Genomic DNA, 14,080 nt, shown 5'->3' with positions numbered 1-14,080 from the left:
CTACCCGGTGGCGATGTCGACGACCACGCGCGGTGGGTCGGCCAACGCGGTCACCGCGAACGGCGGCGACCCGGCGTCGATGCCGATGAACGACTGGGTGACGCCCTCGTAGACCAGCGACTTGTAGACGCCGGTGATGGCGGGCGCGGCGGGATCGGTCACCGGATCGGGCCCGGAGTACGGCGGGACGACGGAGTCGAACGGGTAGGCCGAGCCGAGGATGCGGACCTCGAGGATCGACGCGCCCGCCACCTCGACGGGCCGTCCGCTGCCGTCCTGGACCGCGCTGTCGGTGTAGGCGACCTGCCATCCCGGGGTTCCGGTGCCGCCCAGGGTGTAGACCACCCGGTCGAAGCCCGCTTCGTGGGCGATCCGGATATCGGTGACGGTCAGCGCGGCGCCGGGAGAGGCCGGACCGGATTTGGGGGTGCTGTCGGTGGGGGCCTCGCCACTGCGTTCGACGAAGGTGCTGGTGGTGCTCGTCGGGGCGGTGGTGGAGGTGCCGGGTACCGCGGGCGTGGCGGCGGGGGCGTCCTCGGTGTCGCAGCCGGTCAGGGCCGCCGCGATCCCGGCGACCAGCACGAACACTCCGACCTTGCGCATGAGCCGATGGTAAGCACGCGGGGGGCTCCCGTGGGGGGAAGACGGCCCGGTGTGTCCGGTCTACGGTGAGTTTGCTGGATGGGGCCGCGCGGGCCGGAACATCTCCGGTGACGGCCGGAGTGACGCGTACTCGATGGTCGGTTCCCGCCGGGCTGGCGGTAGGCCCGCGTGGGAGGCGTTCGGAATCGTCGACGCGTCATGGTGAACAGCGGTCGAACCATTGGGGAACAACGGGATTCGTGACATTCGGCAATTCGCACCCATCCGCAAGGGTGTCGCAAATCGATGGAAGCCGTTCGTGCTCATCGAATTCCATCGGCGCCCTGCCCTGTGAGCAAGCCCACCGACCGATATCGGGGTCGGATGTGACGGTGGGGCAACGATCTAGCACACTTGTCGGGTGGACAGAGTCGAGGACGTATTCACCCGGTTGCGCCGGTTTCCCGACGTGGAGGCGCCGAACCTCTATGCCGTCGACGCCGCCGACCGCCTGCTCCTCGACACCGCCGACACCGCCCTGGCGGCGGCGGGTAGCGGCGAGGTTGCGGTGATCGGCGACGCCTACGGCGCGCTCACCCTGGGCGCGGCCACCCGTCACGACCTCACCGGCCTGCGCGTGCACCAGGATCTGCTCACCGGCGAGGCCGCGCTGGCGGGCAACGCCAAGAACCTCGGCCTCACCGACCGCTACACCGCCCATGGGCTCGACGCCGACCTGCTCACCGGCGCCCGCGTGGTCCTGGTGCGGCTGCCCCGCATGCTGCCCGGCCTGGCCGAGATCGCCGAGTCGATCGCGCGCTACGCCGCCGAGGACGTGACGGTCTTCGCGGGCGGCCGCGACAAATACCTCACCCCGGCCATGAACGGCGTGCTCGGCGAGTTCTTCGGACAGGTGCGCGCCGGACGCGGGCGACAGAAATCGCGGGTGCTCGTGGTGAATGAACCGCTGCCGGTCGGCCCGAGTCGGTTCCCGGTGCGCGAGCACATCATCGAGATCGACGGTGACGTGGTGGCCCACGGCGCCGCCTTCTCCGGCCCGCGCCTGGACATCGGCACCCGCTTCTTGCTCGAACACCTCGACCGGATGAAGCCCGACGCGCGCGAGGCCATCGACCTGGGCTGTGGCACCGGCATCCTCGCCGTCGCGCTGGCCAAGTCGCGTCCGCACATCCGGGTGGTGGGTACCGATCAGTCCGCGGCCGCCGTCGCCTCGGCCCGGGCCACCGCGGCCGCCAACGGCGTGGCCGACCGGGTCACCGTGGTGCGCGACGACGCGATGTCCTCGGCCGCCGACAACAGCGCCGACCTGGTGCTGTGCAATCCGCCGTTCCATGTCGGTGCCGCCGTGCACACCGGATCGGCGATCAAGATGTTCGCCGAGACCGGTCGGGTGCTGCGCCCCGGCGGGGAGCTGTGGACGGTGTACAACTCGCACCTGAACTATCGCGGCGTGGTCGAGCGGATGGTCGGGCGCACCGATGTGATCGGTCGGAACCAGAAATTCACGGTGACGCGGTCTGTCCGTGGTCTGCGCGACGTACAACGATAGGGCGGCGCCGACGCGGTAGAGTCCGATTTGTCCGAACGGACGGTGGCGCGGTCACGCATCGCGCCGCTGGGAACTTTGTCCGATCGCGACACGTTGAACAGGGCAGTTGGAGCTGTACAGCGACTCGTCTCCAAAGAAAGGCGCACGGTGCGTACCTCATCGAATCCGGTGTTCAAGAACTTACCCCGCCAGGAGGGTGTCGGCGGTTACGCGAACTTCGGTTCGGGCGTGACCGGCGCGGGCCAATTCGGCAACCAGCAGTACGGACAGCAGCAGTACGGCGAATACGGGCAGCAGTACGGCCAGCAGTTCCAGCAGGCCCCCGCCACCCGTGCCATGACCATCGACGACGTGGTCACCAAGACCGGCATCACCCTCGCGGTGCTCACGGTCACGGCGATCATCTCGTTCGCGCTGTCCTCGGCCAACCCCTCACTGGCCCCGCTGTTCGTCATCGGCGGCGGACTGATCGGCTTCGTGCTGGTCATGGTGGCCAGCTTCGGCCGCAAGATGGACAACCCCGCCATCGTCCTGTCCTACGCGGCGTTCGAGGGCCTGTTCCTCGGTGCCATCTCGCTGATGTTCACCGACGTCACCTTCGGCGGTGTGGGCGGTAGCGCCCTGATCGGCCAGGCGGTGCTCGGCACCTTCGGCGTGTTCTTCGGCATGCTGGTGGTCTACAAGACCGGCGCCATCCGGGTCACCCCGCGCTTCACCCGCATGCTGCTCGGTGCCATGGTCGGCGTGCTGGTGCTGATGGTCGGCAACCTGATCGCGAGCTTCTTCACCGACGGCGGCTTCGGCCTGCGCGACGGTGGCGCGCTGGCGATCATCTTCAGCCTGGTCTGCATCGCCATCGCCGCGTTCAGCTTCCTGCTGGACTTCGACGCCGCCGATCAGCTGATCCGCGCCCAGGCCCCCGAGAAGGCCGCCTGGGGTGTCGCCCTCGGCCTGACCGTCACCCTGGTCTGGCTCTACATCGAGATCCTGCGCCTGCTGAGCTACTTCCAGCGCGACTGATAGCGCAGACAGAGAAGAGCGGCCCACCGGAATCCGGTGGGCCGCTCTTCTACTGTCTATCTCAGCTGAGGCGCTCGATCACCAGCGCCATGCCCTGGCCGCCGCCGACGCACATGGTCTCCACGCCGAACTGCTTGTCGTAGGTCTGCAGGTTGTTCAGCAGGGTGGTGGTGATGCGGGCACCGGTCATGCCGAAGGGATGACCCAGCGCGATCGCGCCACCGGAGACATTGAGCTTGTCCTCGTCGATCTTGAGCTCACGCGCCGAGCCGAGCACCTGCACGGCGAAGGCCTCGTTGATCTCGAACAGGTCGATGTCGGAGACCGACTTGCCCGCGAAGGCCAGCGCCTTCTTCACGGCCTCGACCGGGCCAAGGCCCATGATCTCCGGCGACAGGCCGGACACGCCGGTGGACACGATGCGGGCCAGCGGGGTCAGGCCCAGCTCCTTGGCCTTGGTGTCGCTCATGATGACCAGCGCGGCCGCGCCGTCGTTGAGCGGGCAGCAGTTACCGGCGGTGACGGTGCCGTCGGGACGGAACACCGGCTTGAGCTGGCTGACCGCCTCGTAGGTGACGCCAGCGCGCGGGCCGTCGTCCTTGCTCACCACGGTGCCGTCGGCCAGGGTGACCGGGGTGATCTCGCGCTCGAAGAAGCCGGACTTGATGGCCTCCTCGGCGCGGTTCTGCGAGCGCACGCCCCAGCGGTCCTGGTCCTCGCGGGAGATGCCGGTCAGCGAGGCGACGTTCTCCGCGGTCTGGCCCATCGCGATGTAGGCGTCGGGCAGCAGGCCGTCCTGCCGCGGGTCGTGCCACGCGCCCGCGCCGCCCTCGGCGGTCTTGGCGGTGCGGGCCTCGGCCTCGGCGAACTCGGGGTTCTTGGTGTCGGGCGAGCTGTCGGCCGAGCCGCGCGCGTAGCGCGAAACGGTCTCCACACCGGCGGAGATGAACACGTCACCCTCCCCGGCCTTGATGGCGTGGAAGGCCATCCGGGTGGACTGCAGCGAGGAGGCACAGTAGCGGTGCACGGTGGTGCCGGGCACCACGTCCAGACCCAGCTTCACCGCGACGATGCGGCCCTGGTTGAAGCCACCCTCACCGGCGGGGGAGCCGGTGCCCAGGATGATGTCGTCGATCTGCGTCGGGTCGAGCGAGGGCACCTTGGCCAGCGCGGCCTGGACCATCTGCGCGGTCAGGTCGTCCGGACGCATACTCGCCAGGGACCCCTTGACGGCACGGCCGATCGGGGAGCGGGCGGTGGAGACGATGACGGCCTCGGGCATGAGGACTCCTTTTCACATGGCTGGCGAACGGCTGTGTACTAACCGGTCCATTCCGAATCTACGTCTCGCTGTGCGCTACCGGAAGACCAGGTCGCCTCGCGCACGGCCGCGATCAGTACGGGAAGCAATTGGGCGGCGGCGAGTTCGTAACCCGCCGCCGACGGGTGGAATCCGTCGGTCGCGAACAGGATCTCCGGGGCCGCCCGGAACTCCGAGGCGACCAGCGGCGAACCCATCGGCACCGCGACACCGTCGGCCAGCGTGGTCGCCACCGTCTGCGCCTTGGCCAGCCGCACACTCCAGTTCGCGACCACCGTGCGCAGCGGCTGCTGGATCGCGGTGACGGTACCCAGATTCGGGCAGGTGCCCACGACCACCAGCGCGTCGGCCGCGCGCAATCGCGCCACCGCGCTGGCCAAGCGGCGCGCCGAGGCCCGGATGGAGTGCTTCTTGGTGATGTCGTTGGCGCCCACCAGGATGACCGCCGCGTCCGGTGGCGGTCCGGCGACGAACATCGCGTCGACCTGCCCGGCCAGCCCTTTGGAGGTGGCCCCCGAGATGGCCTTGGTACTCAATCGGACCCGCATCCCGCTCGCCTCGGCGAGCCCGCGCGCCAGCCGCACGCCGGGCACGTCGGCCGCGCTCAGACAGCCGAGCCCGGCGGCGGTGGAGTCACCGAAGATCATCAGGTGCAGGTCGCTGGGCAGGCCGGTGCGCCACGGTTCGGGCCGTTGCGCGCCGGGCGCGTAGACCCCGTCGGCCTCGGGCGGCTTGGAGGTGTCGCGTCCGATCACCGCCCGCGCGGCCCCCGCCTGTGTCATCAGCAACCGATAGGTGGCCCAGGAGATGGTGCCCGCACCGGACCCGGCGAGCACGGTGGTCGCGCCGGTGACGACAGCCGCGCGCAGTCCGACTCTCATGCCCTAACGAAATCAGGTGATCCGCCCCGGGACAAGCCCGCGCGGCCCGGGCGCGCCGGTGCTCTGGCTCACTCGATCGGACCAGGTCGCGCCGCCGCCCCGGGGTTCTGGAACGATGGAGGCCATGCGCATCGCGGATCACGTCGTCGACCTCATCGGCAACACCCCCCTGGTTCGACTGAACTCGGTGGTCGGGCCCAACGCGGGTCTGGTGGCCGCCAAGATCGAATACCTCAACCCGGGCGGCAGCTCCAAGGACCGCATCGCGGTCAAGATGATCGACGCCGCCGAGGAAGAGGGCCTGCTGAAGCCGGGCGGCACGATCGTCGAGCCGACCTCGGGCAACACCGGTGTCGGGCTGGCGCTGGTGGCCCAGCAGCGCGGCTACAAGTGCGTGTTCGTCTGCCCGGACAAGGTCAGCGAGGACAAGCGCAATGTCCTGCGGGCCTACGGCGCCGAAGTCGTGGTCTGCCCGACCGCCGTGCCGCCGGAGCATCCCGACAGCTACTACAACGTCTCCGATCGCCTGGTCCGCGAGATCGAGGGCGCCTGGAAGCCCAACCAGTACGCCAACCCCGGCGGCCCCGACAGCCACTACGAGACCACCGGTCCGGAGATCTGGCGTGACACCGACGGCAAGGTGACCCACTTCGTCGCCGGTGTCGGCACCGGCGGCACCATCACCGGCACCGGCCGCTACCTCAAGGAGGTCTCCGGCGGCAAGGTGAAGATCATCGGCGCCGATCCGGAGGGCTCGGTCTACTCCGGCGGCACCGGGCGCCCCTACCTGGTCGAGGGCGTCGGCGAGGACTTCTGGCCCTCGGCCTACGACCCGGCCGTGCCCGACGAGATCATCGCCGTCTCCGACGCCGACTCCTTCGACATGACCCGCCGCCTGGCCCGCGAGGAGGGCCTGCTCGTCGGTGGTTCCTGCGGCATGGCCGTGGTCGCCGCCATCGAGGTGGCCCGCCGTGACCCCGACGCCGTCGTGGTCGTGCTGCTGCCCGACGGTGGCCGCGGCTACCTGTCGAAGATCTTCAACGACAAGTGGATGAGCTCCTACGGCTTCCTGCGCACCCCGCTCGAGGCGGGCCCCGAGCCGCTGGTCGGCGACGTGCTGCGCGGCAAGTCCGGCGAACTGCCCGACCTGGTGCACACCCACCCGTCGGAGACCCTGCGCGACGCCATCGAGATCCTGCGCGAATACGGCGTCTCGCAGATGCCGGTCGTCGGCGCCGAACCGCCGGTCATGGCCGGTGAGGTCGCGGGCAGTGTCACCGAACGCGACCTGCTCTCCGCCGTCTTCGAGGGCCGCGCCCACCTCACCGACTCCGTCGCCCAGCACATGAGCCCTTCCTTCCCCCTCATCGGCTCCGGCGAACCCATCTCCACCGCCACCAAGGCCCTCTCCGACACCGACGCCCTCATGGTCGTCGAAGACGGCAAGCCCGTCGGCGTCATCACCCGCCACGACCTCCTCGGCTTCCTCAGCACCGGCCACTGATTCTGTCGGTGGGATTCTGAACCCACCCAGGTAGTACGGCGAGTATGGTGGTTTGTATGGCCACCAGGAAGATCACCGTCACGGTTCCCGAGGATCTTCTCGACGAGATCCGGGCGGAGGCCAGTGATCGTGGTCTGTCCGCCTATATCGCCGAGGCGTTGCGGGCGAAGCTGGAGCGGGATCGGTTGGTCGAGCTGGCTCAGTGGCTGCAGGACGAACACGGGCCGGTCACCGACGCCGAGCGGTCGGCGGCGCTGGCCGAACTCGCGGCCGTGGACGCCGAGCACGATCGGCGCCGGGCCGCCGAGCGTCGTTCGGCGTGAGCAAGAAGCGACCGCAGGCCGCGGTGCCGCGCGTGCACGTCCTCGATTCGGAGGCGTTGTCGAAGGCGGTGCGTGGTGACCGTGCGATGATCGCCCGGATCGTCGTAGCCGCCGAACTCGACGCCGTGGTGGTCACCTCGCCGATGACAGTGGTCGAGGCGCACGACGGCCGGACCTCGGCGCATCGATGGGATTGGGTCTTGTCCCGGCTGGTGGTCGCCGATCTGGGTAAGGAGCAGGCGCGTGCGGCACGGCGACTGCTGACGTCGGCGGGTCTGCACGGGCACAAGTACGCGATCGACGCGGTACTGGCGGTGGTGGCGAACGATCAGCCGGGGGAGGTCACGGTATACACCTCCGACGTCGACGATCTCACGCGCATGGTCGATCCGCGGGTGGTCGTCCAGACCGTCTGACCCGGTTCTCCGAGAGATTCGCCACTGGAGTTCATCGGGTCGGGATGAAATTGATACCATCCAGTAATGTTTTCGCCCGGTCCCGCGTTGCTCGAATTCTCGGCACGACGCCATCTGCAGCAGTTGAATACGGAATTCGGGGCGCCTGCGGTCGCGGCGGCCGTCGAGGTGCCCGGGTTGACGGCGGAGCTGGATCAGCATGCGGCCGCGGTGCGGGACATTCTGGAATTCGGGGTGGTGGATTCGGAGCGGATTCCGGTGAACATCCTGCTCGCCGGATATGTGCGGGGACTGATCGAGCACACCGAATATCCGGTGTTCCCGCCGCTGGATTGGCAGACGGCGGATTGGCTGTCGCTGCGGATCGCCGCGGTGTGCGCGCACGCGGGGTTCTGACACGCGACGACGGCGCCCCGCACGGTGGCGGAGCGCCGTGATCGGTCGCACTCAGGTGGTCGTACCGCGCGTCTCGGTCGTCCACTCCTGGGTGGTGCTGACCCGCTCGCCCGCCCGGGTGGCGTCCTCCTTGCCGCGCTGGTAGGCCTCGGCGTGCCCCTTCATCGCGGGCATCTCCGACTCCAGGCCGCCGAGCACGCGGTTCCACCGCTGTTCCATCGGCCGCACCAGACCACCGCCCACGCCGACGACCAGGATGCCGCCGATGGTGGCGAGCACCGCGATCAGGATCGGGGTGGTCACCGTGGTGGCGACGCCGATCTGGTTGAGCGCGGCGATGATGCCGATACCCCAGATGAACACCGCCGCGATCTTGCCCAGCAGCGGCCCGTAGGACAGTCCGCCCAGCACATTGGTGATCATCTCGCTGACCGCGTGCGCGATGGCCGCCGCGATCACCACGATCACGATCGCCACCGCCGCCTTGGGCAGCCAGGCCACGATGCTGGTGAGCAGGTCGCTGACCGGGTTCGGCCCGAACACGCCGAAACCGATCTGCAACGCGATCAGCAGAATCGCGTAATAGGCGATCTTCGCGAGGATATCGGAGGCGTCATATTTGCTGCGGGACATCATTTTCCGGATCTGCCCGCGTTCGACGAGTCGATCGAAACCTACCCGCTCCAGAACGGCGTCGACGATTCTGGCCACGATTTTCGCGATGATCCAGCCGATGATGAGGATGGCGACGAAGGCGACAGCCTTCGGAACGAATTGCGCGACCGAACTCCACGCGTCAGTTATGCCCTGCTGGAAATCGATCGCAACGACGGTGGTATCCACAGCACTTCCTTTCGCTCTTCCCGGCCGCCGCGGCCGATTGCCGAAGCGCCTGTCGAGTATCTACCCCCTATAGCGATACCGAATCACCTGTGGCTATTCCGTTGCCTCGGGTCCGGTCAGCGCGGGGGTATTGCGGATCCGGCGCGCTCGAGTCACAGTAAGTAAGCGGTTACTTACAACGGAGGTGACGTGACGCCCACGACGCGGGAGCGGATCATGGACGAGGCCCTGCGGCTGTTCGGCGAGCAGGGTTTCGCCAAGACCTCGGTCGCCCAGATCGAGCGGGCGGCCGGACTCTCGGGCGGGTCGGGGGCGCTCTACCGGCACTTCAAGTCCAAGGACGAACTGCTGGTGTCGGCGGTGGACGCGCGGCTGCGCGATCGGGCCCAGTGGGATCTGTTCCTGTCGCCGGAATTCTCGCTGGCCGACGCGCTGGCCGCGTTCGCCCCGACCGCCGACCCGGTCGACATGTTGCTCGCGCTGTGCCGGATCGGCCTGGACCGTCTCGACCACGACCGCGATGTGACCCGAATCCTGCTGCGGGACAACTCGATTCCCACACCACTGCTCGAGGTCTTCCGGGAGCAGGAGTACGCGGTAGTCATGTCCGCCGTCACCCGCGGACTCGTGGAGATGGCCGGACCCACTGCGCGCGAACAGGATTGGGAGGCGGCGGCCGCCGTCCTGGTCGGCGCCCTGGCCCACCTCTGGATGATGGGCGACATCTTCGACGGTGGTCACCCGGCCGACGTCGACACCGAACGCTACCTGCGGGCCACCGCGGAGCTGATCGCCGCCCGGCTCGACCGGGCGCGTATCGAAGGAGAGGGCAGCTGATGAACACACCGATCACCGTCATCGGGGGCGGACTGGCCGGGCTCACGGCGGCGATCGCCGCTGCCGAACAAGGCGTGCCGGTCAGGCTTTTCGAGGCGCATCAGTCGCTGGGCGGACGCGGTCGCGCGACTCCGCCGCCGCATGTGGCACACGAGGGCGCGCACGTGTTCTATGCCGACGGCCCGCACTACACCTGGTTGAAGGAGCGAGGTCTCGTCGCCGGGCTGGGCTGGCCCGGGCTCACCGACGCCGCCAAGATCGGCTTCCGGGTGGACGGACGGGTTCGACGGGTGCCGCCGCCGGGGGTGCTGCGCGCGCAGTCGCGGAAGTGGTTACAGGCGCCCGTGGACGTCGATTTCCACAGTTGGGCCGCCCAGCGCTGGGGCGAGCGGACCGCCACGCGGGTGGCCAATACGATCAGCGTGGTCACTTACGACGCGGAGACCGGCCGGTTGTCGGCGGCGTTCGTATGGGATCTGTTCCAGCGGGTGCTGGGTGTGAACGTGCCGGGGGTGCGCTGGGTGCGGGGCGGCTGGCAGCAGGTGATCGACCGGATGATCGCGCGGGCCACCGAACTCGGCGTCGTCATCGAGACGGGCGCCAGGGTCGACACGCTGCCCACCGACGGTCCGGTGATCGTGGCCACCGATCTCGACTCGGCGCGGCGCCTGCTGGGCGACGAAAGTCTGCACGGCACCGGTGGTTTCGCCGCGCTGCTCGACATCGGGGTGCGTAAGGACCGTCGAGACCGGTTCCTGATGTTCGACCTGGACGAAGGGGGCTTCTCCGAGTGCTACACCGCCCAGGACGACACCATCGCCCCTGCGGGCGAATCGCTGTTCCAGCTCCAGATGCCGGTGCGCGCGAACGAATCCCGCGACAGCGCCCACCAGCGTCTCGAAACCCTGGCCGACGCCGTGCTGCCGGACTGGCGCTCCCGGACCACCTTCCACCGCACCTCCACCGCCAAGAACCGCATGGGCGCGCTGGACCTGCCCGGCACCACCTGGCGCGACCGGCCCGCCATCGACCGTGGTGACGGCGTCTACCTGGCCGGTGACATGGTCGCCGCGCCGGGCATGCGCGGCGAGATCTCGATCAACAGCGCGCTCAGTGCCGCCGCGTCGGCGGTGACGGTCGCCCGGCGGAGCTCCGGGACGCGGTCGGCGACACAGGACGGCGTCAGCGGCCGATGACCGCCCGCAGCATGCCGACCAGATAGTCGGGCCCCAGGGTGCTCAGCGCCTCCGGCGTGACGGGGGTGCTGAGCGTCTGGACATCGCACCCCCTCGGTGGCTCGGCGTCGGCCATGCGTTCCTTCAGCCAGGCGAAGGCGCCGGGGGCGCCGAGTCCCCAGCCGAAGGTGTGCGCGGAGACCACCGAGGGGATCAGGTCGCGCCGGTAGGTGACAGCGGTGCCCGCGGCGCAGTAGCCCTCGACGAGCCGATCGGCGGATTCGATGGTGCTCAGTTCGTCGTCGACGGCGTTGTAGACGTACAGCGGTGCCGTCGGCGCGGTCGTGCCCAGGGCGCGGTCCTCGATCAGGGCCCGCACCAGCGGCGTGTCCACGATCTCGGCCAGCGGCACGCTGGTGAGCCGGTCGAAATCACGCATCACGAAGCTCAGCAGGTTCTGCGGGGTGCAACTGGCCGCCGCGCCGTCGAGCAGGCGCTTGCCCTCGGGGGTGAGCACGCTGTCCATCAGCGCGGCGAACTCCGGCGAATCCTGGCTCAGCGCGGCGACACCGATGCCGACCAGACCCGCCACCGGCGTGCCGTTCCCGGTGCGCAGCGCGGCGGGCAGGTCGACGACCGGGGCGCCCACCGCGACGCCCGCGATCGGCAGTTCGGGGGCATAGGTGGGCTGCACCTCGGCCGCCCAATTCGAGGCGATGCCGCCACCGGAGTAGCCCCACAGCGCGGCGGGAGCCCCGGGCGCGACGGCCAGCGCCGCGAAATCCTTGACCGCCCGCACGCCGTCGAGGGCCACGTACCCGGGTTCGCGCGGGGTGAGGAAGTGGTTGTCGACGCCGCCGAGGTCCGGCACCGACACCGCCCAGCCCTGCTCGAGCCCGGCCGCGATCATCAGCGACTCGGACGCGGTGGTCCCCAGGGCGACCGGCCCGCCGGGACGGGCGAAATCGAACCACGGGCTCCCGGCTCGCAGCACCTGTGACGGCATGCATTCCGGGGCGATGGCGTCGATCATGGAGTTGTAGGACAGGACCGCGGTCGGCGCGCGACCGTCGTCCTTGGCGAGCACGGTGGTCACCGCCGCGTAGGGATCGCCGGTGGCGCTGGTGGTTCGGTAGAGCAGCTGCCAGGCACGCACCCGCAGCGGGATCAGCTGCTGCGCGGCGGCGGTGATCGGGCGAGTGCGCAGGATGGTGCCGGGCACGGTGGCCTCGTAGCCCGCGGGCGGCTGGTAGAACGAGTCGCTCGTATTCGGCGTCGCCCGCGCGGCGGGGCCGACGAGTAGTGAACAGCCGATCGCGACGACCAGCGCACCGATGACACCCCGGCCCAGCCGCCCCACCCCACGAAGTCGCTTCATCCGACAAAGGTAGAACAGGTTCTATTTCATCGGAGTGGTTTCGGGGCTGTTCGGCTTGCGGTGAGCGCAACCATGGGCCTGTCCCGATAGGTCTGCTGGACTTGGTTCCATGGGCACCGAACGTCGGAAGTTGAAGACCGTCACGGGCGTCAGTGGATCGCCGCAGGTGTACGCGGCGGCGGTGGACCCGACCCGATCGACGCTCGACGAGGCGGTGCGGATCGCCCGGATCGCCGAGGAGAACAAGATCGGCGCCCTGTTCGCGGCTGACCTGCTCAGTTTCGGCGCGCAGGGCGCCATCGGCGCGCAGGAGCCGCTGATCCAGCTGGCCGCGCTCGGCGCCGTCACCACCCACGTCGGCCTGATCGCCACCGTCACCACGACCTTCCACCACCCGTACAACCTGGCCCGCCTGTTCGGCACGCTCGACCACATCAGCAACGGCCGGGCCGCCTGGAACGCGGTGACCTCCTCGCTCGGGGAGGAGAACTACGGCACGGGTGAGCTGCCGAGCCCGGAGCAGCGCTACGCCCGCGCCACCGAATCGCTCGAGGTGGTCAACGCGCTGTTCGACAGCTGGCGGCCGGGGGCGCTGCGTCCGGACGGTCGCGGCGGCGCCGAGCTCGACGCCTCGCTGGTCGAGCCGATCGACTATGCGGGACAGCACTTCTCGGTGCGCGGACCGCTCAATATCCCCACCCTGCCGCAGGGCAGGCCGGTGCAGTTCCAGGCCGGGCAGTCCGCGGGCGGTATCGAGCTGGGCGCCCGCTTCGCCGAAGTGGTCTTCACCTCGCTGCCGACGCTCGAGGACGCGGTCACCTACACCAAGAAGATTCGCACCAGAGCGGCCGAATTCGGCAGGCCACCAGGGCTTCCGCTGATCTTCAGCTCCCTGCACGCCACCTACGGCGCCACCGAGGCCGAAGCGCGCAGGCTGGTCGCGGAGGCGGCCGAGGCCACCGACTTCGACGCGGGGCGTGCGCAACTGGCCGACATGCTCGGCGGCGAGATCGACCTGTCCGAGCTGCCATTGGACAAGCCGATCCCGGAAAGTCTGCTGCCACAGCTCGATTCGGTGCGGCGCCGTCGTGGCCGGGTGGAGATCTTCGGCAAGCTCGCGGCGTCCGGGAAGACCCTGCGCGAATTGGTGATCGCCGCCAAGGACACCGGCCACTGGGCCGTGGCGGGCACGCCGGAGCAGGTGGCCGACGCCATCGAGGAGCGCTATCGGGCCGATGTCCTCGACGTCTTCACCGTGGGCGGACTCACCGACGCGCGGACCGGCGATTTCGTCGTCAACGGCCTGCTGCCCGAACTGCGCCGCCGGGGCCTGCTCGACACCGACTACCTGGGCGGAACCTACCGGGAGAACCTGGAATTGCCTGCGCTGGCCGGGCGCGAGGGGGTGGCGCGCGCGGGGGAGTGATCGCGGACGCGGAGTTGCGCGAACGGGCTGTCCGATGGATTGTGAGCGGGTATAACCGACTCGAGAAAACTTTCGGCAAACCAGCTCGGCGAAGCGAAAGGATCCGCTGTGCACGTCACCGACCCGGCCGTACAGCTGCTCGGCATGAGTCCCGTCGTGGCCACGGGCGCAGGCTATTCGGTGCGACGTGGCATTTCCGGCGTGTGCCGCCGGTGGCCGTACGCGCCGCTGCTGGGCCGCCTCGTCGCCGCGATCATCTGGGGTTGCGGGGGCGTCACCGGTCTGACGGTGCTCGGCATCCCCGCAGCGATCACCGTGCCCATCGCGTTGACCGTGCTCACGGTCGTGGTCGTGATGCTGACGCTGGCCTTCGCGAGCGGGCTCATCCGGCCCGCCCGCGTCGGCTGA

At 69.3% G+C, this 14,080-nt stretch carries 15 protein-coding genes; 10 read left to right on the top strand and 5 right to left on the bottom strand.

The window, feature by feature from the left end; all coding sequences use genetic code 11:
* The gene (locus tag QC180_RS04185; protein ID WP_278261255.1) at positions 1 to 603 is read right to left on the bottom strand and encodes an AMIN-like domain-containing (lipo)protein; all 603 of its coding nucleotides are present in this window, start codon (positions 601 to 603) and stop codon (positions 1 to 3) included.
* Between the two features lie 400 nt (positions 604 to 1,003).
* Here QC180_RS04185 and QC180_RS04180 point away from each other — a divergent pair, with 400 nt between their 5' ends.
* Both QC180_RS04180 and QC180_RS04175 read left to right on the top strand, forming a co-directional pair.
* Positions 1,004 to 2,152 carry a class I SAM-dependent methyltransferase gene (locus QC180_RS04180; protein ID WP_278261254.1) on the top strand — a complete coding sequence of 383 codons (1,149 nt, stop codon included), beginning with the start codon at positions 1,004 to 1,006 and terminating at the stop codon, positions 2,150 to 2,152.
* Between the two features lie 147 nt (positions 2,153 to 2,299).
* Entirely contained in the window at positions 2,300 to 3,172 is an 873-nt protein-coding gene (locus QC180_RS04175; protein ID WP_278261253.1) for a Bax inhibitor-1/YccA family protein, read from the top strand.
* Positions 3,173 to 3,233: 61 nt separating this feature from the next.
* On the opposite strand, the gene QC180_RS04170 is transcribed toward QC180_RS04175, so the two are convergent.
* Both QC180_RS04170 and QC180_RS04165 read right to left on the bottom strand, forming a co-directional pair.
* Positions 3,234 to 4,454 (bottom strand): acetyl-CoA C-acetyltransferase, encoded by a 1,221-nt coding sequence (locus QC180_RS04170; protein WP_278261252.1) that lies wholly within the window; start codon positions 4,452 to 4,454, stop codon positions 3,234 to 3,236.
* A 38-nt stretch (positions 4,455 to 4,492) separates the two neighbouring features.
* Entirely contained in the window at positions 4,493 to 5,374 is an 882-nt protein-coding gene (locus tag QC180_RS04165) for an SGNH/GDSL hydrolase family protein (RefSeq protein ID WP_278261251.1), read from the bottom strand.
* A 124-nt stretch (positions 5,375 to 5,498) separates the two neighbouring features.
* Between QC180_RS04165 and QC180_RS04160 the strand changes: the two genes are divergently transcribed.
* The 4 genes from QC180_RS04160 (at position 5,499) to QC180_RS04145 (ending at position 8,013) form a co-directional block, all read left to right on the top strand.
* Positions 5,499 to 6,878 carry a cystathionine beta-synthase gene (locus QC180_RS04160; protein WP_278261250.1) on the top strand — a complete coding sequence of 460 codons (1,380 nt, stop codon included), beginning with the start codon at positions 5,499 to 5,501 and terminating at the stop codon, positions 6,876 to 6,878.
* A gap of 56 nt (positions 6,879 to 6,934) precedes the next feature.
* Positions 6,935 to 7,201: a ribbon-helix-helix domain-containing protein gene (locus QC180_RS04155; protein WP_278261249.1), complete on the top strand. Its 267-nt coding sequence runs from the start codon at positions 6,935 to 6,937 to the stop codon at positions 7,199 to 7,201.
* Positions 7,198 to 7,617 carry a DNA-binding protein gene (locus QC180_RS04150; protein WP_278261248.1) on the top strand — a complete coding sequence of 140 codons (420 nt, stop codon included), beginning with the start codon at positions 7,198 to 7,200 and terminating at the stop codon, positions 7,615 to 7,617. The genes QC180_RS04155 and QC180_RS04150 overlap by 4 nt, the downstream gene beginning before the upstream one ends.
* A 66-nt stretch (positions 7,618 to 7,683) precedes the next feature.
* Positions 7,684 to 8,013, top strand: coding sequence for a DUF6401 family natural product biosynthesis protein (locus QC180_RS04145; protein ID WP_278261247.1), 330 nt, complete (start codon positions 7,684 to 7,686; stop codon positions 8,011 to 8,013).
* Positions 8,014 to 8,064: 51 nt separating this feature from the next.
* On the opposite strand, the gene QC180_RS04140 is transcribed toward QC180_RS04145, so the two are convergent.
* Positions 8,065 to 8,856, bottom strand: a complete 792-nt coding sequence (locus QC180_RS04140; RefSeq protein ID WP_278261246.1) for a mechanosensitive ion channel family protein — start codon at positions 8,854 to 8,856, stop codon at positions 8,065 to 8,067.
* A gap of 189 nt (positions 8,857 to 9,045) precedes the next feature.
* On the opposite strand from QC180_RS04140, the gene QC180_RS04135 reads away from it, so the two are divergent.
* Positions 9,046 to 9,693, top strand: a complete 648-nt coding sequence (locus tag QC180_RS04135) for a TetR/AcrR family transcriptional regulator (RefSeq protein WP_278261245.1) — start codon at positions 9,046 to 9,048, stop codon at positions 9,691 to 9,693.
* Positions 9,693 to 10,889 (top strand): FAD-dependent oxidoreductase, encoded by a 1,197-nt coding sequence (locus QC180_RS04130; RefSeq protein ID WP_278261244.1) that lies wholly within the window; start codon positions 9,693 to 9,695, stop codon positions 10,887 to 10,889. Before QC180_RS04135 ends, QC180_RS04130 begins: the two co-directional genes overlap by 1 nt.
* On the opposite strand, the gene QC180_RS04125 is transcribed toward QC180_RS04130, so the two are convergent.
* Positions 10,876 to 12,246: a lipase family protein gene (locus QC180_RS04125; protein WP_278261243.1), complete on the bottom strand. Its 1,371-nt coding sequence runs from the start codon at positions 12,244 to 12,246 to the stop codon at positions 10,876 to 10,878. The genes QC180_RS04130 and QC180_RS04125 overlap by 14 nt on opposite strands.
* Before the next feature lie 109 nt (positions 12,247 to 12,355).
* Between QC180_RS04125 and QC180_RS04120 the strand changes: the two genes are divergently transcribed.
* Both QC180_RS04120 and QC180_RS04115 read left to right on the top strand, forming a co-directional pair.
* Complete coding sequence (locus QC180_RS04120) at positions 12,356 to 13,672, top strand: NtaA/DmoA family FMN-dependent monooxygenase (protein WP_278261242.1); 1,317 nt, start codon at positions 12,356 to 12,358, stop codon at positions 13,670 to 13,672.
* A 108-nt stretch (positions 13,673 to 13,780) separates the two neighbouring features.
* Positions 13,781 to 14,080, top strand: a complete 300-nt coding sequence (locus QC180_RS04115; RefSeq protein WP_278261241.1) for a hypothetical protein — start codon at positions 13,781 to 13,783, stop codon at positions 14,078 to 14,080.

Origin of the sequence: Nocardia anocheti (assembly GCF_029675105.1) — a bacterium.
GTDB lineage: Bacteria > Actinomycetota > Actinomycetes > Mycobacteriales > Mycobacteriaceae > Nocardia.
The sequence above is the reverse complement of the archived record's forward strand: the minus strand, read 5'-3'. Positions and strand labels throughout refer to the sequence as shown.

Coding starts and splice junctions, on each gene's coding strand:
- QC180_RS04130 (WP_278261244.1), top strand. CDS start 9,693: ATGAACACACCGATCACCGTCATCGGGGGCGGACTGGCCGGGCTCACG.
- QC180_RS04170 (WP_278261252.1), bottom strand. CDS start 4,454: ATGCCCGAGGCCGTCATCGTCTCCACCGCCCGCTCCCCGATCGGCCGT.
- QC180_RS04155 (WP_278261249.1), top strand. CDS start 6,935: ATGGCCACCAGGAAGATCACCGTCACGGTTCCCGAGGATCTTCTCGAC.
- QC180_RS04125 (WP_278261243.1), bottom strand. CDS start 12,246: ATGAAGCGACTTCGTGGGGTGGGGCGGCTGGGCCGGGGTGTCATCGGT.
- QC180_RS04185 (WP_278261255.1), bottom strand. CDS start 603: ATGCGCAAGGTCGGAGTGTTCGTGCTGGTCGCCGGGATCGCGGCGGCC.
- QC180_RS04145 (WP_278261247.1), top strand. CDS start 7,684: ATGTTTTCGCCCGGTCCCGCGTTGCTCGAATTCTCGGCACGACGCCAT.
- QC180_RS04160 (WP_278261250.1), top strand. CDS start 5,499: ATGCGCATCGCGGATCACGTCGTCGACCTCATCGGCAACACCCCCCTG.
- QC180_RS04120 (WP_278261242.1), top strand. CDS start 12,356: ATGGGCACCGAACGTCGGAAGTTGAAGACCGTCACGGGCGTCAGTGGA.
- QC180_RS04165 (WP_278261251.1), bottom strand. CDS start 5,374: ATGAGAGTCGGACTGCGCGCGGCTGTCGTCACCGGCGCGACCACCGTG.